Source organism: Comamonas piscis, from assembly GCF_014109725.1.
Lineage (GTDB): Bacteria > Pseudomonadota > Gammaproteobacteria > Burkholderiales > Burkholderiaceae_C > Comamonas > Comamonas piscis.
The window spans coordinates 4,215,012-4,236,039 of record NZ_CP058554.1; the positions used below are offsets into that span (position 1 = coordinate 4,215,012).

Consider the following 21,028-nt stretch of genomic DNA (forward strand, 5'->3'; position numbering starts at 1 on the left):
TGGCACAGATCTCACATTGGAAGATATGCAAACGACTTGCTATAGTCAAACCCACAAAATGATTGAATCTGATGCTTTCTGATGCCTAACCACCCTGCCATGCACCCGGAGCGTCTCACGCTCAAAACCGTGGCCGCCCTGGCGGGCGTCTCCACCGCGACCGCCGACCGGGTGCTGAACCAGCGCCCCGGCGTGCGCCCCATCACCGTGCAGAAAGTGCGCCAAGCCGCGCAAGCGCTGGGATACCTGCCCGATGCGCTAGCCAATGCTGCGCCCCAATCCGCGCCGTGGAAGCTGGCCTTTGTGCTGCCCCAAGGGCAGAACCCCTACCTGCGCATGCTCGGCGACACCATTGGTTTTTCAGAAAGCCACCAGGCGCCCTTCAACGTCAAATGCCAGGTGGAATATGTCGAAAGCTTCAACCCCGAAGCGCTGGCCGCCACCTTGCTGCGCCTGGGCAAACGGGTACAGGGCATCGCCTTTATGGCGATCGAGCACCCGGCGGTGCGCGAAGCGGTGCAACAGCTCGCCGACCGGGGCGTGCCTACGTTGACTGTGATCTCCGACCTGGACAACAGCGCCCGCATTGCCTATGTGGGGCTGGACAACCGCGCCGCCGGCCGCACCGCCGCCTACCTGCTGGCCCGCTTTATCGGCAGCCAGCGCCGCGATGCGCAAATCGCGCTGATAGCAGGATCGCGCAGCTACCTGGCACATGAGGAGCGCGAGGGCGGCTTTCTGCAACTGCATGCCGAGCAGTTCCCCGACATGCAGATCCTGGGCCTGCGCGAGAGCTATGACGATGCATCCCGCAACTACCAGCAGACCAAAGAATTGCTGCAGCGCCACCCGCATATCGCCGGCATCTACAACATCGGTGGTTCATCGGATGGGGTTGGGCGGGCATTGCAGGAAGCCGGCCGCGAGCACCAGGTCGCCCTCATTGGCCACGGCCTCACCCCCGACACCCGCGCCCTGCTGATCAACGGCACCATGGACGCCGTCATCACCCAAAGCCACCTGGGCATCATCATGAGCTGCATCCGCATGTTCAGCAATCTGCGGGATCAGCTCGACACAATGACGGCGGTGGACATCGTGCGGAGTCAGATTATTTTTCGGGAGAATTTGCCTTGAAGGGCCTGGCCAAACCCGTCAATCGGCGGCGATGACCGCGCCCGGTTTGCGTTTGGGCTTGGCCGCCTTTGCGCGCTCGCGGGCCAAGGTCTCATGCGCATGCGCCGTCAGCAGGTCCAGCGCCCGGTCGAAAACCTCGCGCTCCTGGCTGCTGAGCACCGACAGCAGCTCCTCATTGCGCTTGACGGCCTTGGGGAACACCTTGCGGTAGAGCTGCTTGCCCTTGGCCGTGAGGCTCAATTGCACGCCCCGGCCATCGGACTGGTCCGCGCCGCGCTGCAGAAGGCCTCGGTCAATCATCAGCGACACCGCACGGCTGGCCAGACTCTTGTCGATATTCACCTCACGTGCCAGGCCTTGCAGGGACATGGGCGCATTCGCACCCAACATTCCCAGGATCCGCCATTCCCGGGGGTCCAGCTCGAAATCACGTTGGTTCGACTCTGCAGCCAGGCGGCTCCAATGGCTTGCAAGCATGTTCAGGCGAAACGACACCAGCTCCTTGAAATGGCTGGCGGTCTTGGGCTCCTGAGCATCTGCGGAAGGCATGAGGTCTGTTTTAGGCATTCATGAAGTATAGAAAATCACGGAGACCGTTGGCTCCGTTTTCGGCGAATTCTCAACGAGGCGGTGCCTGAAGCCACCAGGCGGTCTGCTGCATCGCGGATTTCCGCCCGGCAAAACACCAAGGTTTGGGCCGCATGCTCCACCCAGGCCTTGACCTGCAAGTCGCCCTCCGCCGGCTGCATGTACTGCACATGCAGGTCGGTGGTGCCACCCAGCTCCTCCACCCCTTCCAAGGTCCGGCTGGCACGGGCCATGGCGCTGTCGAGCATGCTGGCAAGCACGCCGCCATGGATGGCGCCCCGGCGGTTCAGAAGCTCTTTGCGCAGCGCAAGCCGGAGCACGGCACGGCCGCCAGCGGCCGTCTCGGTCACCAGGCCCAGCCATTCGGCAAAAGGGGCCACCTCCGGGTAGGCGGATAGCGCTGGCTCAGGGTCGGCAGCGGTCATATCAGTGGCCGGTGGCGGCATAGCTTCTCCGTAGCGCTTGCAACACTCATCGCGCTGCTCCGCGCAAGGGGTTCAAGCCGCTGCGCACCACGCGGGCATGTAGCTCTCGTCCCAGTACCGCTTCGCACAGCTCTGCGGTCTCCAGCAAGGCCTGCATGTCGATACCGGTCTTGACACCCATGTTCTCGAACAGGTCGATCAGGTCCTCGCTGCTGACATTGCCCGTGTGGCCGCCGCCGTATTTCACCTTGGCGGGATGGCCACCCACGCCGCCCATCGCGCAGTCAAAGTGCCGCACACCGGCATCCAGCGCAGCCACATAGTTCACCAAGCCGGTGCCGCGCGTGTCATGAAAGTGCGCAATCGGCGTCACATCGGGGTAGGCCGATCGCATGCGCCTGAACATCTCTGCCGTCACACGCGGCGTTGCGGTGCCCGTCGTGTCGCCCAGGGTCACATAGCGCACCCCGGCATCCCGAAAGCGTCCCACATCGGCCAGCACGCTCTCGGGGTCGACCCACCCTTCGAAAGGGCAACCAAAGGCCATCGAGATCGTTCCGATCAGCCGGAACTGCTCAGCAGCGGCTGCGGCCATCTGCGCAATGTTCTGCCATTGGTCCGCCCGGCTGCGGGCCAGGTTCTTCAAGGAATGGGTGTCGGTTGCCGACACCAGCAGACTGATCTCGTTGGCGCCATAGCCGGCCTCGCGGTCGGCCAGTGCCCGCTCCACCGCGCGGAGATTGGCACAGGTCGCCTTGTAAAACGCACCCGCTGCACGCGGCAGCGCCTGCAGCAGCTCGCTGGCATCGGCAAACTGGGGAATCACCTTGGGGTTGGAATACGAGGTCGCCTCGATGCGCGCAAACCCTATGTCGGCAAAACGCCGGATCAGGTCCACCTTGGTGGCGGTGGGCAGCATCACCGACTCATGCTGCAGGCCATCGCGTGCAAAGCACTCGCACAGGACCACATCGCGCCCATCGTCTTCGCGGGAGAGAGACGTATTCAGCATCATGCGGCCACCGTATCGGCTTGGATCTTCCACAGCAGAATCGCGTGCGCGCGGAGCTTGTTCTTCTGCACCTTGCTGCTGCCTGTCATGTCGATGTTCTCAAAGCTGTCCACCAGCTCCAGGTAACGAGGCACCTTGAAATTCGCGCAGCGCGCTTTGCACCAGGCGATGAGTTCATGGCGACTCACCTGCTGGCCGGGTTTGAGCAGCACAAAAGCACCGGTCACCTCGCCCAGGCGGGCATCGGGCACACCAATGACCTGCGCTTGCTGCACTGCCGGGTGGGCATGCAGCACCTCTTCCACCTCGGCAGGTGCCACGTTCTCTCCGCCCACGCGGTACATGTCCTTGAGCCGCCCGACCATGCGAAAGCGGCCATCGGCACTCTGCTCCCCTATGTCGCCGGTGCGCAGCCAGCCATCCTCGGTCATGGCCTTGGCGGTGGCCTCGGGCATGTTGTAGTAGCCACGCATCACGTTCCAGCCGCGCACCTGGATCTCACCCTGCCCCTGGCCAGGGGCAACCAGCGCCCCCGTTTGCGCATCGGCAATCCGAACCTCCACCCCCGGGTGGGGCCGCATGAAGCCATCCCGACGCAGCTCAAACGCATCATCGTGGTCACTCAGCAGCACATTGGGCGAAGCCTCCGACTGGCCGTAGGCATTGCAGACATGCGGCACCCCCATCACATCGCGGATCTTCTGCATCACCTCCGGCCCGGCGGCCGCCCAGCCACCTTTCAAATGCAGGCGTGAGGCATCGAAGCTCTCATGGCCCATCAGCATCAGAAAGATCGTGTCGTTGCCTGAAGTCAACGTGCAACGCTCGCGCTCCAGCACCTCCAGTGCCTGCGCCACATCAAACTTGGGCAAGCTGAGCAGGCAGCAACCCGACACCAGCGACACCAGCACCGACAAGGTACTGCCCGCCACATGGAAAAACGGTCGAATGCTGAAGTAGCGGTCATCGGCTGTCACGCCCATGCGCCTGGCCACGCAGGCCGCGTCGCCCAGCATGTTGGCATGGGTCAGCATCACTCCCTTGGGGAACGAGGTGGTTCCCGAGGTGTACTGGATCAACAGAATGTCGTCCGGGCGCACCTGCGCTGCCAGCGCGTCGAGCGCCGCATCGCCCACCCGAGCGCCGTCCGCCAGAAATGCCTCATACGAGGTCACAGCCACAGCAAGGCCCTGGCCACCGATGCATACCACTTGGCGCAGCTGGGGCAGCGCCGCACCGGGCAACTGCGTATCGATGGCGGGCTCCAACTGGCGCAGCATGCCTGTGAAGTCAATGCCCAGAAAACTGTCGGCATGGATCAACAGCCGTACATCGGCCTGCTTCAGGCAGAACAGCAGCTCATCTGCCTTGAAGCGGGTATTGACCGGCACCGTCACCGCTCCCACCGTGGCACAGGCAAAAAAGGCGGCAATCCATTCGCCGGAGTTTCCCAGCATCAGGCCCACATGGTCGCCTTTGACTATGCCGGCAGCATGCAGGCCTGCCGCAATGCGCCGACTCTGTGCGGTGATCTGCGCCCAGCTCCAGCATTCGCCTGGCCCCACATAGGCCTGTGCCTCGCCCCGATCCTGGCACACCGCATTCAACACCTGTGCCAAGGTGACAGGCACGGGCACCAGCGCATCATTGAGCAGCTGCATCGCCATCTCCCTTCTTGCCAAAGCCTGCGATGGCCTTCTTCCAGTCGCTGCGGCGCAGATTCTCCTGGATGGCGAGCAGCTCAACCGCCATAGCCCCTTCCCGGGTGGTGTCCAGGCCGGCATCAATGCTGTGCTTGGTCAGCGCCACCGTGAGTGGATTGGCGGCCGCGATCTGCAGCGCCATCGCCTTGACCTGTTCCTCAAACGCATCGCTGCTGAACACATGGTTCACCATGCCCAACTGCAAGGCCTCCTGGGCATCGACGACGCGGCCGGTGAACAGCAACTCCTTGGCCATGCGCCGCCCCACCATGCGCGGCAGGCGCTGGGTTGCGCCCACCGTGCCCCAGCCCACTTCGGGGTACTTGAAGGCGGCAGAAGTATCCGCCAGCACAAAGTCGCAGGCTGCCGCAATCTCGCAGCCCGAGCCATAGGCTGGGCCCCGGATCGCAGCAATCACGGGTTTGGACAGCGCTTCGATCGCCGCATAGGCGGTGAAGCCATTGACCCGGCGCGCGATGATCTCTGCGGGGCTCATACCCTGCCGTTCTTTGAGGTCCGCCCCGGCGCAGAAGGCGACCCCTTCGCCGCGCACCACGATGACGCGCACCGTATCGGCCTGCTCCAATGCATCGCAGGCCTCGACCAGCTCTTGGCACATCGCCACATTCAAGGCATTGCGGCTTTCAGGCCTGGCCAACCAAAGGGTGGCGACCGCAGCATCCACGTCAATGCGCAGGGTGCTGAACTCAGGAAATGTCTGCATACTCAAAAACCTCTGTCTCAGTTTTGCAATTTCATGCCCGTGGCCTGCACCAGCTCGGCAAGCCGCTTTCCATCCACCTTGATGAACTCGGTCGCCTGCGCTTTCATTTGCGGCATGGGCTCCGCGTTCTGGGCCAGCAGCAGCTTCTTGAACTCTGGTTTGGACTGCACGGTCTGCAAAGCGGCCGCCAGCTTGTCCACCACGGCCGCTGGCGTCTTGGCCGGCGCGGCGAGCGAATACCAGCTGCCCATTTCGCTGTTGGCAACACCCGCCTCTGCAAAGGTGGGCACATCGGGCATGTCCGGAGACCGCTTGCTGCCGCCATAGGCCAAAGCCCGCAAGCGGTTGGATTTGATGAAGGGCAGCACCGCCGAGATATTCAAAAATCCGACCTGAGCCACACCCGCCACCATGTCGTTCACCGCCGGTGCTGCGCCTTTGTAGGGCACATGCAGCAGGTCCACCCCGGCTGCATGTTTGAAGGTCTCCGCACCGATGTGCGGCGATGAGCCCATACCCGCCGAGGCATAGCTCAGCTTGCCCGGCTCAGACTTGGCCAGCGCGATGAACTCTTTGAGCGTCTTGGCTGGCACCGAAGGGTGCACCGTCAGCACATTGGGCACATTGGCCACCATGCCGATGAACTCAAAATCGTCCACGCCGTGATAGGCCACCTTGGTGGCGAGCGGGGTAACCGTATGCGCTGCCGCCGTGCCCAACAGCAAGGTGTAGCCATCCGGCGCCGCCTTGGCTACAAAGGCCGCACCAATCGAAGCGCCTCCTCCCGCCTTGTTCTCCACAATCACCGGCTGGCCCAGCAGATCACCCAGTTCCTTGGCCAAGGCCCGCCCCAGCAAGTCAGCAGAGCCACCTACTGCATAGGGGTTGACCAGGACGATGGCGCGCGACGGGTAGTCGCCCTGAGCCATGGCCCCCGGTGCAGCCAGGCTGGCAGCGGCAAGTACCGCAACACCGATCAGCGCACGACGAAATTTCAACATGCTTGTCTCCTTGATTTTTTGATGTCACATAGTTACCAGGCTGAGACTCAGATCGCGCCGTCTGCACGCAATCGCTGAATCTCGTCCACACTCATCGCCAAGCGCTCGCGCAGCACCTCATCGGTGTGCTCACCAAGCAGCGGAGGGCGCTGAACCTCGGGGTCGTCAAACCCGTCAAAACGGAAGGGAATGCGCAGGCCACGGAAGCTGCCAATCTGCGGATGCGGGTACTCCACGACCATGCCGCGCGCGGCGACATGCGCATTGCTCAGCACCTCATCGACTTGCAAGATGGGGCCGGCGGGCACGCCCACCGCATCGCAGCGGCGGCACAGCTCATCGCGGTCCAGCCGCGCAATGGCGGCCTGCAGGCCCGCCATCACCTCTTCGCGGCGCGCCAGGCGCTCCGCATTCTTGGCAAGTGCAGCATCTGCCGCCCAGGCTTCCAGGCCCAGCAGGTTGCACAGCGGCGCCCAGTGCTGGTCGCTGCCGGTGATCTGTACCCACTTGCCATCGCCGCAGACAAAGGCCGCCGAAGGGATACGCCCGGGGTGCTCCGTGCCCAGCCGCTCGGGCACCTCGCCCAGCGCAAACCAGCGTGCAGCGGCCAGCGACAGCAAGCCCACCTGGCCGTCAAACATCGAAAAATCCACATGGCTGCCCTTGCCAGACTTGGCGCGACCCGTCAGCGCCGTCAGCACCGCAATCGCCACCCACAGCCCAGAGCTCAGGTCGGCCACCGGCAAGCCGGGCTTGACCGGACCGCCACCGCGCTCCCCGGTCAGGCTCATGATGCCGGCCATGGCCTGGAACACCGTGTCATAGCCTTTTCGCTGGGCGTAGGGCCCGGTCATGCCAAAGCCGGTGCAGCTCACGTACACCAACTGGTCGTTGATGGCACTCAGCGAGGGGTAGTCCAGGCCATATTTGCGCAAGTTGCCGACCGGAAAGTTCTCCAGCACCACATCGGCCTGCGCAGCCAGTTGGCGCACCACCGCCTGCCCTTGCTCAGAGCGCAGGTTCACCGTCACCGACCGCTTGCTGCGGTTGAATGCCAGGTAGTAGGCTGAGACATCGCCGCCCTCGCCTTGCATCTTGGGCTCGAACGAGCGCGTCTCGTCTCCGGTGCCAGGCTGCTCGACCTTGATGACCTCCGCCCCCAGCTCCGCAAGAATCATCGACGCGAAGGGACAGGCGAGGACCCGCGACAGATCCAGAATGGTGATGCCTTCAAGTGGACGCATGCTCAGGCCTCCTTCGCTTTGCGAAAACCGCGCATCATCACATTGGCGTCACGCCCCACTTCCAATGCGGGTCCCAAGGCCAGATCGGCAACCCGGTGAAAGCTGCGCTTGGTGGTGGCCATGGCCACCGGGCTCCAGCCTGCAATGGTTTGAGCCATTTGCAAAGCCGTCTCCAGCACCTGCGCATCAGGCACCACGCGGTTGCACAAGCCCATGGCCTTGGCCCCCGGGCCATCCAGCGGCTCGGCCAGCGCCACCAGCTCAAAAGCCTGCTTGCGCCCCACCTGGCGCACCAGGTTGGCCATCACCACCGCAGCAACGATGCCGTGCTTGAGCTCCGGATACCCAAAGCGCACCGTCTCCGACATCACCGCCAGATCGCAGGCAATCGCCAGGCCAGCCCCGCCGCCCAACGCGTTGCCTCGTACGGCCGAGATCACCGGCTTGTTCATCTGCGAGAAAACCAGATGCAAGGCCGTCGTCAGATCAGCCCGGGCGGTCACCGCCTGCGGTTCTTCGGGGGTGAGTGCAGAAAACTCGGTGGTGTCGGCACCGGCGCAAAACGACTTGCCCGCCCCCGTCAGCACCACGGCATGGATAGCAGGATCACGGTCGGCCGCGCGCAGGCTGTCGAGCAATTCTTGGGTCAGCACGGTGTTGAGCGCATTGTGCTTTGCGGGGCGATTCAACGTGAGGATGCGGACGGCACCACGGTCTTCAATCAATAGATGTTGCATAGCGAATCAGAGCGGTTGGTTGTCAAAGTGGTTGTGGGTAGCCAGCTCCATGGCCGCCAGGCGGGCGCTGGCCTGCGCCAATTCCTGCACCAGTTGCGCCATCACTTGCGCTGCGGGTTGGATCTGCGAGACCAAGCCGGCCGACTGCCCCAGCTCGACCTTGCCCCATTCAATATCCCCGTCCAGCGCCGCTTGCTTGAGCGAGCTCTTTTTGAACAAGGCGTCGTAGTCGTCCTGCGCCAGCTGGTCACGTTCGGCATCAAAAATGGCCTGGGCAAAGGCATTGCGCAAGCCCCGTACCGGAAGACTTCTGCGCCCGATCAAGGCCGTGTCGTGCACATCGGCCGCCAGCACCGCAGCCTTGTAGTTGTCATGCACGGCCGCTTCATCCGTCAGCAAGAAGCGTGTACCCAACTGCACGGCATCGGCACCCAGCGCCAGCAAGGCCGCAATGCCCCAGCCATCGGCCACACCGCCACCGGCAATCACCGGAATCGACACCTCTTGCAGCACACGGCGTACCGTCACCAGCGTGCTCACCTCATTGGCAGGCGGGTGGCCGCCGGCTTCACCGCCCACCACCACCAGCGCATCCACACCTGCCGCCTCGGCCTTCTTGGCATGCTCCAAGGTCGATACCACCTGTATCCACACAGCGCCATAGTCCCGGAAACGCGGCAGGTGCGCCTTGGGGCCCCCTTGCGAGGCAATCACCACCGGCACCTTGCGCGCCACCATCGCGTCCAGAATCTCCGCCACCTGGGGTCGGTACAAGGGGATGTTCACGGCATAGGGCTTGTCAGTCGCACCAGCCAGTGCATCGAGGGTGCGGATGAAGTCCTCCAGGCGCAGCGGGCCTGCCGCCAGCACCCCCAGCCCCCCCGCATTGGAGACCGCCGCAGGCAGTGCCGCATTCGATGAAGCCCAGCTCATACCCGCCTGCACGATGGGGTGCCGTATACCCAGCAAGCGGGTGATCCGATTCGCCATGAGAACTCCCTGAAATCCAAAAGTAGTTGAAACTTTAAACTACTTTTATGCCAACGGCAAGACTCCAGACATAAATCATCTTGAAAAAATTACTTCTAATTCTCCAATGAAAACATACAAACAAGTTGACAAATGAAACCAGATGATTGACATCTTCAACTTTTCCTGCACACACAAAAAGGGTGAGTTGGTCTTTGATTGGAGCCAGGAAGGTTCTGCACGTTCGACGCGTAAAGCGATGAGCGCGCGGCCATGACGAGGGAGCCATTAGAGGCACGAGAAATGCGTTCTTTGCAGCCCTAGCAGGGACAACACTCACGTCAAAAGTGGATAGGTCGGAGCAAACAACCTCTATGCCGCTTACTCCAATTTTTCTAAAATTTATAAAACTGGAGTAAATTGGCACACAGCAACGCAGATGACTTCGCCAGAAATCCATTTATTATCTTCATAGGTAATTGATTTATCTATATTTACCCCCATTTTTTAAAATATTAAGGAGCAGGAGCAATTGGAGCTACCCCGAATCACCGACCTGGCCGCCAAGCAAGCCATTGACGCGATACGCCTGTTTCGGGAATTCGTGCGGGTGCAGCGCGAGCTGCAGGCCTATGAAGGCAGCCTGTTCTTCAAGAAAGTGGGGGGCTACGAGTACCTGCTGCACAAGCTGCACGGCAGGGTTCACTACAGGGGGACGAGGTCGGCGGCCACCGAGGCGGAATATGCAGCGTTCAATGAACAGAAGCTACGCCTCAAGACCCGCTTTGATCTGTTGAAACCCAGTGTGGAGACACATCAGCGCATGAACAAGGCCGTCCATGCCGGATCGGTTCCCACAGACATCATCGAGGTACTGACGCAGCTGGAGCGCCATGGCCTCAACGACAACTGCCTTGTCTTGGGCGGTGCTGCCCTCTACGCCTATTGCCAGTCGGCTGGCATCCAGATCGAGGACCTGACGATGCCGGGGCAAAGCGAAGCACTGCTGCCGCGCCAGCCGGGCACTTTGTGTGTTCTTGTGCAAACACCTCAGCCTGGCGCTGCAGATCTGCTTAGGCAGCTGCAGCATTCCCTCCGGACTGTCGCGCAACTGGAGGTAAGCGAGGCACTGCCGTCATCTTGCTGGGTTTGGAGCTTCCGCTTCGATGTTGCGGCGTCCACCGCATCCAGCAAAAAACCAGCCCATGCTGCGACACGAAAACTCACAGCGGATGCGCTGAACGGAGCGAAGATGCGCAATGCCATGCACCGCCAAAGCGGCGGTGCCGTATCGCAGTCCATCGAAACAGAAGCATGGCTGGCGTTGCTGCAACAGGCCCCGGTCTATGAGCAAGTGGTGATTGGCAGAACCGGAAAAATGGCCGTTATGCGAACCCTTGATCCACAGCTGTTTGTGCGCCTGGCGCATGCGCGCCAACTACACGCTGATGTGGATCGTGAGCAATCCGCGCAGCACAGTCAGCTGGTGGAGCGATTGCTTGAATCGTCCATGGTCATCAGCAAGATTGATGGCGTTGCGCAAGCAGCACTGGACCACCAACTCTTAGCGATGGCTGCAGATATGGAAGTAAGCAGAGATCCGATCTAGCGCAGGGCAAGCCAGTGCGCAGGAGCGATCCGCTTATTGGCTGTTGAAACCCCACGGAGGCTCCTTTTGACATTCGCACTGCTTGAAGACGACGCCATCGCGCAACAGACCAGATCAGCCGCCGCCTTTGAGCGCCATGCCACCGCCCAGCTGCAACACACCCGCTTCTCCGCACAGATGCATTGGCTAGAACGTGATGGCATTGTGCAGCTGGTCAAAACCTATGCGGATGGCAAAGAACACACCCTGGGTCCACGAACCGATGAGCGGTTGGCGCTGCACCGCAAACACCTTGCCGACCAGCTTGCTGCCCAGCAGGCTCTGGATGTGGCCCGGCAAGACTTACGAGCATCACAAGGCCGCAACCTGGCCTTCGGTATTGCCCGGGTGCCCACCATCGTCATCCGGATTCTCAACGCGCTGGAGAGCAAAGGGCTGGGTGCCTACTACCGTGTGATCGGCACGCACGCACTCTATGCCTATGAGGTGGCAGCAGGCGTGGTGTTTGATGCGCAGAGCACTGCGACCCGGGATGTGGATCTGCTCTGGGATGTGCAGCAGCGCATCAAGCTGGTCGCCAACCTGGATGCCGCAGGGCTGACGATGCTGGAACTGCTGCAGCGCGTTGACCAGACCTTCGAGCGGATGGAAGAGCAGAAGGAATCCGCAATGAACGCCGAGGGCTTTGCCGTCGACTTTTTGCGGCGCAGGGGGGCGGACGATGAAGGGGCCGATTCACTGTCTGGCAAGGACGGCGATGTACTGCCGGTTCCCGCAGAAAACTCACAGGCATTCTTGAACTCTGCCCCCTATGAGCAAGTCGTTGTGGGCTTGGACGGATCCATGGCACGGATGCGTACGGTGGATCCAGGCATTTTCATGAACTTCAAGCGATGGCTGGCCCAGCTGGATACGCGCGAGCCGCTCAAACGCCACCGAGACCAACGCCAGGCGGATGCCGTAGAACAGCTGCTCCAGAGGGGGCTACTGACGTCCAGCGTCACCTGGTGATCCCAAGAGCCTTCCTTAAACGCCTCGCGTTAGCTTGAATGCGCCATCGGGCAATGGCTGCCCAAGGCAGCCCTCACATCTCATCAATCGCCGTACTACCCACCCCACTCTGCGCCGCTGCCAAGCCTTCCCCCGCCTCGATCGCAAAGCGCTCCCGGCAGTTGATATAGAAGCTCGCGCCAAAGCGCCCGACGGGGAAGAACTCCTGCAGGCGCACCCGCCATTTTTCGGTATCGACCAGGCCGTCGCGGACGGCCAGCCATTGCACCCGGCCGATAAAGACGTAGCGGCTGGCGGTTTCCAGGGTTTCGTGCAGCACGCATTCGAAGGCGACGGGGGCTTGGACGATGCGTGGGGGGCGCACGCTTTGGGAGGGCGTTGCGGTCAAGCCCGTGTGGTCCAGCTCGCTCTCGTGCGGGGCCAGGCGGTCGCCGCAGCGGTGCATGGCAGCGGCCATGGCTTCGTCGGCGATGTGCACCACAAACTCCTTGTCGCGCAGGATGTTGGTGACTGTGTCTTTCTGCGCCGCATCTTGCAGCTTGTTCACGCTCAGCATCACCACGGGTGGGTCCTCGCCCATCATGTTGAACATGCTGAAAGGCGCGGCATTGATGGTGCCGTCTGCGCCCAGGGTCGTCACCAAGGCGATGGGGCGCGGCACGATCAGGCTGGCCATCAGCTTGTAGCGTTCATAGGTGCCCAGCTGGGCAAAGTCGATCTCGGTCATGGGCGCTCTCTTCGGGTCGGAATGCTGCATTCTGCTTGCAATTGCCATGCCGGGCCGTGGCCACCGTAGTAGCCGACCAGCCATGTATACAAGCTGCACCAAGCGGATGCGCTGCCATGCATGCGGGCGTGCACGCCCCAGATTCAGCCCCTTGCATTTGCACCAAGCTGGTGCGATCGCGCCTGCCAATACAGGGGCTTACAAACTGGCACCGATCTTGCAAACGACCTTGTATGCAACATCGGAGGCTCCCCATGCACAAGCGCAGTTTTCTGAAGACCACCGTCGCCGCTCTGGCACTTGCTTGGGGTGCGGCCCATGCGGCAGATACGCCCATCAAGTTCCAGCTCGACTGGCGCTTTGAAGGGCCAGCGGCCTTCTTTCTGCAGCCGGTCGCGCAAGGGCTGTTCAAGGCACAGGGGCTGGATGTGACGGTGGATTCGGGCAATGGCTCCGGGGGCGCCGTGCAGCGCGTGGCATCGGGTGCTTACGACATGGGCTTTGCCGACCTGGCATCCGTCATGGAGTTCCATGCCAACAACCCAGATGCGCCCAACAAGCCGGTCGCGGTCATGGTGGTCTACAACAACACGCCGGCGTCAGTGATGGCGCTCAAAAAGTCGGGCATCAAAACCCCCACGGATCTGAAAGGCAAAAAGCTGGGCGCCCCGGTGTTTGATGCCGGTCGCAAGGCCTTCCCTATTTTTGAAAAGGCCAATGGCGTCAGCAACGTGACCTGGACCGCCATGGACCCTCCCCTGCGCGAAACCATGCTGGTGCGCGGTGATGTCGATGCCATCACCGGCTTTACCTTTACCAGCCTGCTGAACCTGGAGGCGCGCGGCGCCAAAGCCAGCGATGTGGTAGTCATGCAGTACGCCGACTTTGGCGTCAAGCTCTACGGCAATGTGATCATCGCCAGCCCCAAGGTGATCCAGGAGCGGCCCGAGGCGATCAAGAAGTTTCTGACCGCTTTTGCGCAAGGCGCCAAGGGCGTGATGGCCAACCCGGCCCAGGCGATCCAGTCCGTCAAGGCGCGTGACGGCATCGTCAATGTGGCGCTGGAGACGCGCCGCCTGCAGCTCGCCATCGACACCGTCATCAACAGCGCCGATGCCCGCAAGGAAGGCTTTGGCCAGCTCGACAGCAGCCGCCTGAGCCTGATGGCCGCGCAAGTCTCCGACGCCTATGGCACCAAAACCCGCGTCAAGGCCGAAGACGTCTGGAACGGCAGTTTTCTGCCGCCCGCCGCTGTGCTGGATGTGCTCCCCAAAAAGTAAGCCGTCACCAGCCTTCTCCACCGCATCACCCCCTATCACCGCCCCACCACCTGACGAGACCATCCCGTGAAAAAACGCAGCTTCCTCCACGCATCCCTGGCCCTGCTGGCCGCCGCCAGCACCTGCAACGCCCTGGCCCAGCCGCTGACGCCGCTCAAGTTCCAGCTCGACTGGCGCTTTGAAGGCCCGGCCGCGCTGTTTGTACACCCCGAGCAAAAAGGCTACTTCAAGCAAGCCGGCCTGGATGTGACGGTGGAAGCAGCCAGCGGCGCCGGCGCCATCCAGCGCGTGGCCTCGGGCACGCATGACCTGGGCTTTGCCGACCTGGCTGCGCTGATGGAGTTCCATGCCAACAACCCCGATGCGCCGATCAAGCCGGTGGCCATCATGGTGATCTACAACACCACGCCGGCATCGGTGATGGCGCTGAAGAAATCGGGCATCACCAAGGCCAGCGACCTGACTGGCAAAAAGATGGGCGCGCCGATTTTTGACGCGGGCCGCCGCACCTTCCCAATCTTCGCGCAGGCCAATGGCGTAGGCGCCGTGCAGTGGAGCACGATGGACCCACCACTGCGCGAAACCATGCTGGTGCGCGGCGATCTGGATGCCGTCACCGGCTACACCTTCACCAGCCTGCTCAACCTGGAGGCGCGTGGCGTCAAGGCCGAGGACGTGGTGGTGCTGCCCTACGCCACCCATGGCGTGCAGCTCTACGGCAACGTCATCATCGCCAGCCCCAAGCTGATTGCAGAAAAGCCCGAAGCGGTGCGCGCCTTCCTCAAGGCGTTTGCCAAGGGCGCCAAGGAGGCGATTGCCGATCCGCAGGCCGCCATTGCCTCGCTCAAGGCCAAGGATGGTCTGGTCAATGTGCCGCTGGAGGTAAAGCGCCTCAAGCTCACCATCGACACCGCCATCGACGGCAAGGGCGCGCGTGAAGAAGGCTTTGGCCAGCTGCGCACCGAGCGCCTGGGCCAGATGGCCGAGCAGGTCGCCAAGGCCTATGAAACCAAGAACCCCGTGCCCGCCCAAGCAGTCTGGAACGGCAGCTTTCTGCCCAGCGCTGCCGAGCTGGACATCCTCCCCAAGCGCTGATCTTGCCGCCTGCAGGGCGCTGCCTGCGCCCTGCCCTTTTGAAGACGATTGCACCCTATGACGGCCTCCCTCCAAGACCCTGCCTTTGTTGAGTTTCGTGATGTCTGGCTAGCTTACAACGATGAGTTGCAGGCCAAGAACCAGTTCGCTGTCGAAGCCATTGACCTGCAAGTGCGCCGTGGCGAGTTCATCGCCATCGTCGGCCCCTCGGGCTGCGGCAAATCCACCTTCATGAAGCTGGCCACCGGCCTGCGCATGCCCAGCATTGGCAAGATCCGCATCGATGGCCAGCCCGTCACCGGCCCGCTCAAGATATCGGGCATGGCCTTCCAATCGCCATCGCTCTTGCCCTGGCGCACCACGGTCGACAATGTGCTGCTGCCGCTGGAGATTGTGGAGCCGCACCGCAGCCAGTTCAAGGCCCGGCGCAAAGAATACGAAGACCGCGCCCGCCGCCTGCTGCAAAAGGTGGGCCTGGGCGGGTATGAAGATAAATTCCCCTGGGAGCTGTCCGGCGGTATGCAGCAGCGCGCCAGCATCTGCCGCGCTCTGATCCATGAGCCCAAGATGCTGCTGCTCGACGAGCCCTTTGGCGCCCTCGATGCCTTCACCCGCGAGGAGCTGTGGTGCATCCTGCGCGATCTGCATGCCGAGCAGCAGTTCAACGTCATCCTCGTCACGCATGACCTGCGCGAATCCGTCTTCCTGGCCGACTCCATCTATGTGATGAGCAAGAGCCCCGGCCGCTTTGTGGTGCGCCGCGATATCGACATTCCCCGCCCGCGCGATCTGGAGCTGACCTACACCAAGGAGTTCAGCGACATCGTGCATGAGCTGCGCGGCCACATCGGTGCCATGCGCAAGACCGGCACCGTGATCAACCAGTAAGCGCCCAGGCCCAACCATCTATGTACAAGCTCAACAACCCCAAGCTCGAACGCTGGTCGCCCTGGCTGCTGCTGGCCGCCGTGGTCATCCTCTGGCAAATCATCTGCTCGGCCTTCCAGGTGTCGGAATTTATCTTCCCAAGCCCCTTGCTGATCTGGCAGCAGTTTCTGGAGTTCCACACCACCATCGCCGCCCATGCCTGGCGCACCTTCTGGGTCACCATGGTGGGCTTTGGCATTGCCATCGTCGTTGGCGTGCTGCTGGGCTTTGTCATCGGCAGCTCGCGCCTGGCCTATGCCGCCGTCTACCCGCTGATGACCGCCTTCAACGCGCTGCCCAAGGCCGCGTTTGTGCCCATCCTCGTGGTCTGGTTTGGCATCGGCATTGGCCCGGCCATCCTTACCGCGTTCCTGATCAGCTTCTTCCCCATCATGGTCAACATCGCCACCGGCTTGGCCACCTTGGAGCCGGAGCTGGAAGATGTCTTGCGCGTGCTCGGCGCCAAACGCTGGGATGTATTGATGAAGGTCGGCCTGCCCCGCTCGCTGCCCTACTTCTACGCCTCGCTCAAAGTAGCCATTACCTTGGCCTTTGTCGGCACCACCGTGTCCGAGATGACCGCCGCCAACGAAGGCATTGGCTACCTGCTGATCTCCGCCGGCTCCTCTATGCAAATGGGCCTGGCCTTTGCGGGCCTGCTGGTGGTGGGCGCGATGGCGATGGTGATGTACGAGCTGTTCAGCTTGGTAGAAAAGCGGACAACCGCCTGGGCGCACCGAGGTGGCGACAACCGCTGATGCGGTATTGCTGATCTGCCGATTCCAGTCGATATCTGCCAATACCTGGCAGACCAAAGCGAAGGGGCCAAGTGAATGAACTGGCCCCTTTGTGTTTTGGAGGAAGACTCGCGCTAGATTTGCACCGCGCGGCCGATGAACTGGATCGGCCCCGTCGGCTTGCCAATCGGCGATCCGCCCGCTGGCTCCAAGGTCAGCTCAAACAGCTGGTTGGGCTGCAGCGGTGGCAGCTTGTCAACGGGCACCTCAATCGCTTCACCTGGTTTGACAAGGCCCAGCGATACCGGGGCGCTCCAGCTGTCGGCCTTGGTCCAGAACTGCAGGGATTTCTCAGCCGGCACGGCATCCGTGCCCAGGGGCACCAAGCGCAAACGGTCTGCAGCCTGCGCCTGCACCAGCCAGCCCGGGGCCTGGCTTTGCGGCGCGGCCAGCACGACAAAGTAGCGTGCGGGCGCGGGCGCTGCGGCATCGCCCAGCACCAGCACACCGGCCAGCACGGCGGCGGCTGCAAAACCGCTGCCCGCCAGGCCGCGCCATAGCGCCAGGCTGTCCCAATCCCACCAGCGGCGCTGCGCTACGGCGGCGGCGCGCTGCGGTTCGGCTGCCGGCCACAGGCTGGCAGTAATGCGCGGCCACAGGCCCATGCTGGGCTCTTGCGGCGGCGCCAACCGGGTTAAGGGCTGCAGGCGCTGCTCCCAGGCATCCACGGCAACGCGCAATTCTGGGTCGTGCGCCAGGCGGTCTTCGATCGCGCGGCGCTGTGCGGCGTCCTGCGTACCCAGCACGTACTGGCCAGCAAGGGTCTGCAGGTCGTCAGGGGTGTCGCCATCAGGCGGCAAAGTGTTTGGGGTATCGGCGCTCATTGCATGCATTCCCGCAGGGCGCGTAGGCCCCGCTGTATCCAGGCTTTGACGGTTCCCAGCGGGGCCTGCACCCGCGCTGCAATCTCACTGTGGCTGCAACCATCTACATAGGCATGCAGCAGGCATTCGCGGCGCTGTGGCTCCAGGCCATCCAGGCACTGGCCCAGGCGGCCCAGCTGGGCCTGGCGGGTCAAGGCGTCGCCTTCTTCCTGCCAGGCGGCCATCGCGGCACTGGCTTCATGCGCTGCGGCCGTGGGCTCATCCAGCGCGCTTTCGCGGGCGCTGCTGCGCACCCGGTTCAATGCTGCGTGCCTAACAATGCTATAGATCCAGCCTCTAGCCGCACCACGTGCGGCATCAAAACTGTGCGCCTTGCTCCAGATCGACACAAAGGCATCGTGCAGCACATCCTCTGCGGCAGCGCGGCTGCGCACAATGCGCATCGCCACCCCCAGCAGATAACGCGACTCTTGCTCATAGATACGCTGCAGCGCATGTCGGTCGCCACGCGCGCAAGCTTCTAGCGCCAAAGCATGGTCAAAATTGTCGTCGGTCACAGAAGCGGCAGGCGGCATGAAGGCAATCCACGAAGAAGGAAAGGGGAGGAAATCCTTCTTCGAGTGTAGCCGCTATAAAACAGAAACTTACATTGGCTTCCAGAAGATGTAGTCAGCTTGGTACTGCACCACCGTCTTTTGGCCCTTTTGTGCAGGCGTGCAAGGCTTGTCCGCCGGTGCCACACCGCCCTTCAATGCCACGCGCTGGATGTGGCTCACACCCACCAAGGCACCGCTGCCCATTGCTGGGTTAGCCTTCACCAATTGGTACGGCAGGTTGCCGGCACCTGCTGGCGCCACGGCCAGCTGCGTTGCCGTCAGCTTGGAACCGTCATTTGCTTCCCAGGTAGCTGGTGGGCCGTAGTAGCGGCCAACCGACTTGCCTGCGCGATCCTTCAGCACCGCGTCCGGGCCCACAAACACCCATTCGGTCTGGCCGGCTGCATTGGCCTTGTCGCGGCATTCGTAGGTGATGTCACCGCTACCTACCGTCTCCCAAGCCACCTTGTGGCCGGCTGGCACCTGGATGGTTGCTGGCAGCGAAGCCTGCGAGAAAGCCATTTCCTTTTTCTGCATCGAGCCGCAAGCGGTGAGCAGGCCGATAGAGGCAACTGCGGTGGCGATGGCGGCGATACGGGGTGCTGTGCGAGAGGTCAACATACGAGTTCTCCTAAGTTAGGGGGACAGGACGAGAGTGAAAACAGCGCTAAATAATGTGCTGTTAGTGGTACTAGTCGCCAGATGCGCGTATGGATGCAGTGGGTGCAAAAATTTTTTTGCGCTGTCTGCATCGCTACCCTGCTCTCCCTCTTTGCCACCTCTTTACAAGCGTTTCCATCTTTGTTGAATCCATTGCGCTGCCCGCTGCGTATTCCAAACAGCCGCAACGTTTTCCGGCTGAACATCCACACGCAAGGAGCAACTCATGGCCTCGATTCAAAGTACCCGCAAACTGGTCTCTTATGGCATGGCATTCATGGTGGCAAGCACATCCATGGCAGCGATCGCCAAAGACGTGATGGTGGGCGGCGCGCCCATGCTGCCCACCAAGGACATCATCGACAACGCCGTCAACTCCAAGGACCACACCACCTTGGTAGCAGCAGTCAAGGCAGCTGGCCTGGTAGAGACCCTGAAGGGCCCAGGCCCCTTCACCGTGTTTGCCCCCACCAACGAGGCATTTGCGGCCCTGCCCGCCGGCACCGTAGACAGCCTGCTCAAGCCCGAGAACAAGGCCATGCTGACCACCGTGCTGACCTACCACGTCGTCCCCGGCAAGTGGGATGCAGCAGCCATCAGCAAGATGATCAAAGACGGCAAGGGCATGGCCAGCATCAAGACCGTCAGCGGCGGCACCTTGGTGGCCAAGAGCCAGGGCTCCAAGATCATGCTGACGGACGAAAAAGGTGGCATGGCCACCGTCACCATCCCTGATGTCTACCAATCGAATGGCGTGATCCACGTGATCGACAAGGTGCTGCTGCCTAAATAAGGGCGGAGTGGATGCAGCCGCTGCGATGCATGCAGGGCTGCTGACACTGGGCATTTACTAAGAATGGAGCTGCAGGCTGCCGCATGGCGGCTGCAGCTTTTTGCATTGCGGGCCTTGCACCGCGCTGGCCTGCCCGGCCCCGGCTGCAATGCGCCATACGTTTAAAGACTGCCTCCGCAACCAACCAAGCCTCGGTGTAAACACCAAACAGCGCTAAACCATCCACCACCGGTACAGCCAGCACCCCAAGCCTGGAGTACAGTGGGCGCCATCCTGCGGCGCTGGCAACCCTGGCGCCCGCGTCACATAACTTGCCCCGCCCCCCTTGCATGCCGATCTCCTTCACGCCCATTAAGGCCGCCAACTCCCTAGCAGACCAAGTGGCCCAGGCGCTGGAGGCCAGCATTCGGCAAGGGCAAATGCAACCAGGCGACCGCTTGCCGACAGAGCTGCTGCTGGTGGCACAGTTTGGGGTGAGCCGCACAGTAGTGCGAGAGGCCCTATCCCGCCTCAAATCCAGCGGCCTGGTCGCCTCCCGCCAAGGCAGCGGCGTCTTTGTACAAGCTCCCCGGGCCGAACCGCTGGACCTGGAAAAAGGCCATGCTGCCTCGCAAGAGGCCGTCATCCAAATCGTAGAAGTGCGCCGCGCGCTAGAAGCCGAAGTGGCAGAACTAGCGGCCGCCCGCCGCAGCACCGCCGATCTGCGCCGCATCCGCGCGGGCGTCAAGGCATTGGCCAAAGCCGTGGCCGACGGTAAAGACGGCGTAGCCGAAGACGTCGCCCTGCACCGCGTCATCGCCCAGGCCTCCGGCAACCCCTTTCTGCTGAGTACCTTGGATTACCTGTCGCAGGTGCTGGCGGGTGCGACGCGCATCACCCGCGCCAATGAGGCGCGGCGGCAGGACTTTGCTACTGCGGTGACGCAAGAGCATGCGCGGATTGTGGAGGCGATTGAGGCTGGGGACCCGGCGGCTGCGCGTGCGGCAGCTACAGCGCATATGAATAACGCGATTGACCGGATCCGGCAGGCGGATCCGGCGTTTTGGCGGCAGGATGGGGAGCGGTTGGCGAAGGTGTTGTTGGGGGGGAGCCGGTGAGGATTTCTAGCGCTGGACTCAAACCTACTTAGGAAACCTATTTTCAGCGGTCGCCGACAGTGTGACCGACCA

The 21,028-nt window shown here is 62.3% G+C and carries 22 protein-coding genes; 9 read left to right on the forward strand and 13 right to left on the reverse strand.

Annotation, left to right across the window (positions count from 1 at the left end; translation table 11 throughout):
• The first annotated feature begins 81 nt into the window (after positions 1–81).
• A complete protein-coding gene (locus tag HS961_RS18985) occupies positions 82–1,137 on the forward strand; it encodes a LacI family DNA-binding transcriptional regulator (protein WP_182324671.1) in 1,056 nt (351 codons plus the stop codon).
• Positions 1,138–1,155: 18 nt separating this feature from the next.
• Here the strand turns inward: HS961_RS18985 and HS961_RS18990 are convergent, their stop codons facing one another.
• From HS961_RS18990 to HS961_RS19030, 9 genes are read right to left on the reverse strand one after another with little or no spacing between them, the layout of a single operon-like run.
• Entirely contained in the window at positions 1,156–1,686 is a 531-nt protein-coding gene (locus HS961_RS18990; RefSeq protein ID WP_133854790.1) for a MarR family winged helix-turn-helix transcriptional regulator, read from the reverse strand.
• Between the two features lie 35 nt (positions 1,687–1,721).
• The gene (locus HS961_RS18995) at positions 1,722–2,150 is read right to left on the reverse strand and encodes a PaaI family thioesterase (protein ID WP_182324673.1); all 429 of its coding nucleotides are present in this window, start codon (positions 2,148–2,150) and stop codon (positions 1,722–1,724) included.
• Between the two features lie 46 nt (positions 2,151–2,196).
• Positions 2,197–3,165 (reverse strand): hydroxymethylglutaryl-CoA lyase, encoded by a 969-nt coding sequence (locus HS961_RS19000; protein ID WP_238347658.1) that lies wholly within the window; start codon positions 3,163–3,165, stop codon positions 2,197–2,199.
• On the reverse strand, positions 3,162–4,823 hold the full coding sequence (locus HS961_RS19005; RefSeq protein ID WP_238347659.1) for an AMP-binding protein: 1,662 nt from the start codon (positions 4,821–4,823) through the stop codon (positions 3,162–3,164). Before HS961_RS19005 ends, HS961_RS19000 begins: the two co-directional genes overlap by 4 nt.
• Positions 4,807–5,589, reverse strand: coding sequence for an enoyl-CoA hydratase/isomerase family protein (locus HS961_RS19010; RefSeq protein ID WP_182324675.1), 783 nt, complete (start codon positions 5,587–5,589; stop codon positions 4,807–4,809). Before HS961_RS19010 ends, HS961_RS19005 begins: the two co-directional genes overlap by 17 nt.
• A gap of 17 nt (positions 5,590–5,606) precedes the next feature.
• Positions 5,607–6,590, reverse strand: coding sequence for a Bug family tripartite tricarboxylate transporter substrate binding protein (locus HS961_RS19015; RefSeq protein ID WP_182324677.1), 984 nt, complete (start codon positions 6,588–6,590; stop codon positions 5,607–5,609).
• A 47-nt stretch (positions 6,591–6,637) separates the two neighbouring features.
• On the reverse strand, positions 6,638–7,834 hold the full coding sequence (locus tag HS961_RS19020) for a CaiB/BaiF CoA transferase family protein (RefSeq protein ID WP_182324679.1): 1,197 nt from the start codon (positions 7,832–7,834) through the stop codon (positions 6,638–6,640).
• A gap of 2 nt (positions 7,835–7,836) precedes the next feature.
• Positions 7,837–8,571: an enoyl-CoA hydratase/isomerase family protein gene (locus tag HS961_RS19025; protein WP_182324681.1), complete on the reverse strand. Its 735-nt coding sequence runs from the start codon at positions 8,569–8,571 to the stop codon at positions 7,837–7,839.
• A 6-nt stretch (positions 8,572–8,577) separates the two neighbouring features.
• Positions 8,578–9,561, reverse strand: a complete 984-nt coding sequence (locus HS961_RS19030) for an NAD(P)H-dependent flavin oxidoreductase (protein WP_182324683.1) — start codon at positions 9,559–9,561, stop codon at positions 8,578–8,580.
• Positions 9,562–10,072: 511 nt separating this feature from the next.
• Here HS961_RS19030 and HS961_RS19035 point away from each other — a divergent pair.
• Together HS961_RS19035 and HS961_RS19040 are read left to right on the forward strand one after the other, a co-directional pair.
• A complete protein-coding gene (locus HS961_RS19035; protein ID WP_182324685.1) occupies positions 10,073–11,149 on the forward strand; it encodes a GSU2403 family nucleotidyltransferase fold protein in 1,077 nt (358 codons plus the stop codon).
• 387 nt (positions 11,150–11,536) lie between these two features.
• Positions 11,537–12,160, forward strand: coding sequence for a GSU2403 family nucleotidyltransferase fold protein (locus HS961_RS19040; protein ID WP_412101609.1), 624 nt, complete (start codon positions 11,537–11,539; stop codon positions 12,158–12,160).
• 73 nt (positions 12,161–12,233) lie between these two features.
• On the opposite strand, the gene HS961_RS19045 is transcribed toward HS961_RS19040, so the two are convergent.
• Positions 12,234–12,887 (reverse strand): flavin reductase family protein, encoded by a 654-nt coding sequence (locus HS961_RS19045; RefSeq protein ID WP_182324689.1) that lies wholly within the window; start codon positions 12,885–12,887, stop codon positions 12,234–12,236.
• A 254-nt stretch (positions 12,888–13,141) separates the two neighbouring features.
• On the opposite strand from HS961_RS19045, the gene HS961_RS19050 reads away from it, so the two are divergent.
• From HS961_RS19050 to HS961_RS19065, 4 genes are all read left to right on the forward strand, one after another.
• Positions 13,142–14,167: an ABC transporter substrate-binding protein gene (locus HS961_RS19050; protein WP_182324691.1), complete on the forward strand. Its 1,026-nt coding sequence runs from the start codon at positions 13,142–13,144 to the stop codon at positions 14,165–14,167.
• A gap of 66 nt (positions 14,168–14,233) precedes the next feature.
• Positions 14,234–15,262, forward strand: coding sequence for an ABC transporter substrate-binding protein (locus tag HS961_RS19055; RefSeq protein WP_182324693.1), 1,029 nt, complete (start codon positions 14,234–14,236; stop codon positions 15,260–15,262).
• A gap of 57 nt (positions 15,263–15,319) precedes the next feature.
• Positions 15,320–16,150, forward strand: coding sequence for an ABC transporter ATP-binding protein (locus HS961_RS19060; protein ID WP_182324695.1), 831 nt, complete (start codon positions 15,320–15,322; stop codon positions 16,148–16,150).
• 20 nt (positions 16,151–16,170) lie between these two features.
• Complete coding sequence (locus tag HS961_RS19065) at positions 16,171–16,947, forward strand: ABC transporter permease (protein WP_182324697.1); 777 nt, start codon at positions 16,171–16,173, stop codon at positions 16,945–16,947.
• A gap of 113 nt (positions 16,948–17,060) precedes the next feature.
• Here the strand turns inward: HS961_RS19065 and HS961_RS19070 are convergent, their stop codons facing one another.
• From HS961_RS19070 to HS961_RS19080, 3 genes are all read right to left on the reverse strand, one after another.
• Complete coding sequence (locus tag HS961_RS19070) at positions 17,061–17,810, reverse strand: anti-sigma factor (RefSeq protein WP_182324699.1); 750 nt, start codon at positions 17,808–17,810, stop codon at positions 17,061–17,063.
• Positions 17,807–18,385, reverse strand: a complete 579-nt coding sequence (locus tag HS961_RS19075; protein WP_182324701.1) for a sigma-70 family RNA polymerase sigma factor — start codon at positions 18,383–18,385, stop codon at positions 17,807–17,809. The genes HS961_RS19070 and HS961_RS19075 overlap by 4 nt, the downstream gene beginning before the upstream one ends.
• Before the next feature lie 69 nt (positions 18,386–18,454).
• Entirely contained in the window at positions 18,455–19,027 is a 573-nt protein-coding gene (locus HS961_RS19080) for a DUF3455 domain-containing protein (RefSeq protein ID WP_182324702.1), read from the reverse strand.
• Positions 19,028–19,292: 265 nt separating this feature from the next.
• Between HS961_RS19080 and HS961_RS19085 the strand changes: the two genes are divergently transcribed.
• Both HS961_RS19085 and HS961_RS19090 read left to right on the forward strand, forming a co-directional pair.
• A complete protein-coding gene (locus HS961_RS19085) occupies positions 19,293–19,859 on the forward strand; it encodes a fasciclin domain-containing protein (RefSeq protein ID WP_182324703.1) in 567 nt (188 codons plus the stop codon).
• 329 nt (positions 19,860–20,188) lie between these two features.
• Positions 20,189–20,956, forward strand: a complete 768-nt coding sequence (locus tag HS961_RS19090) for a FadR/GntR family transcriptional regulator (protein ID WP_182324704.1) — start codon at positions 20,189–20,191, stop codon at positions 20,954–20,956.
• Positions 20,957–21,028 lie beyond the last annotated feature (72 nt).

What these genes read in the sequence shown, in the direction of transcription:
- HS961_RS19000 (WP_238347658.1), bottom strand. Translation starts at nt 3,165, where the DNA reads ATGATGCTGAATACGTCTCTCTCCCGCGAAGACGATGGGCGCGATGTG.
- HS961_RS19050 (WP_182324691.1), top strand. Translation starts at nt 13,142, where the DNA reads ATGCACAAGCGCAGTTTTCTGAAGACCACCGTCGCCGCTCTGGCACTT.
- HS961_RS19070 (WP_182324699.1), bottom strand. Translation starts at nt 17,810, where the DNA reads ATGAGCGCCGATACCCCAAACACTTTGCCGCCTGATGGCGACACCCCT.
- HS961_RS19075 (WP_182324701.1), bottom strand. Translation starts at nt 18,385, where the DNA reads ATGCCGCCTGCCGCTTCTGTGACCGACGACAATTTTGACCATGCTTTG.
- HS961_RS19015 (WP_182324677.1), bottom strand. Translation starts at nt 6,590, where the DNA reads ATGTTGAAATTTCGTCGTGCGCTGATCGGTGTTGCGGTACTTGCCGCT.
- HS961_RS19080 (WP_182324702.1), bottom strand. Translation starts at nt 19,027, where the DNA reads ATGTTGACCTCTCGCACAGCACCCCGTATCGCCGCCATCGCCACCGCA.
- HS961_RS19065 (WP_182324697.1), top strand. Translation starts at nt 16,171, where the DNA reads ATGTACAAGCTCAACAACCCCAAGCTCGAACGCTGGTCGCCCTGGCTG.
- HS961_RS18990 (WP_133854790.1), bottom strand. Translation starts at nt 1,686, where the DNA reads ATGCCTTCCGCAGATGCTCAGGAGCCCAAGACCGCCAGCCATTTCAAG.
- HS961_RS19030 (WP_182324683.1), bottom strand. Translation starts at nt 9,561, where the DNA reads ATGGCGAATCGGATCACCCGCTTGCTGGGTATACGGCACCCCATCGTG.
- HS961_RS19010 (WP_182324675.1), bottom strand. Translation starts at nt 5,589, where the DNA reads ATGCAGACATTTCCTGAGTTCAGCACCCTGCGCATTGACGTGGATGCT.
- HS961_RS19005 (WP_238347659.1), bottom strand. Translation starts at nt 4,823, where the DNA reads ATGCAGCTGCTCAATGATGCGCTGGTGCCCGTGCCTGTCACCTTGGCA.
- HS961_RS19085 (WP_182324703.1), top strand. Translation starts at nt 19,293, where the DNA reads ATGGCCTCGATTCAAAGTACCCGCAAACTGGTCTCTTATGGCATGGCA.
- HS961_RS18995 (WP_182324673.1), bottom strand. Translation starts at nt 2,150, where the DNA reads ATGACCGCTGCCGACCCTGAGCCAGCGCTATCCGCCTACCCGGAGGTG.
- HS961_RS19020 (WP_182324679.1), bottom strand. Translation starts at nt 7,834, where the DNA reads ATGCGTCCACTTGAAGGCATCACCATTCTGGATCTGTCGCGGGTCCTC.
- HS961_RS19045 (WP_182324689.1), bottom strand. Translation starts at nt 12,887, where the DNA reads ATGACCGAGATCGACTTTGCCCAGCTGGGCACCTATGAACGCTACAAG.
- HS961_RS19090 (WP_182324704.1), top strand. Translation starts at nt 20,189, where the DNA reads ATGCCGATCTCCTTCACGCCCATTAAGGCCGCCAACTCCCTAGCAGAC.
- HS961_RS19025 (WP_182324681.1), bottom strand. Translation starts at nt 8,571, where the DNA reads ATGCAACATCTATTGATTGAAGACCGTGGTGCCGTCCGCATCCTCACG.
- HS961_RS18985 (WP_182324671.1), top strand. Translation starts at nt 82, where the DNA reads ATGCCTAACCACCCTGCCATGCACCCGGAGCGTCTCACGCTCAAAACC.
- HS961_RS19060 (WP_182324695.1), top strand. Translation starts at nt 15,320, where the DNA reads ATGACGGCCTCCCTCCAAGACCCTGCCTTTGTTGAGTTTCGTGATGTC.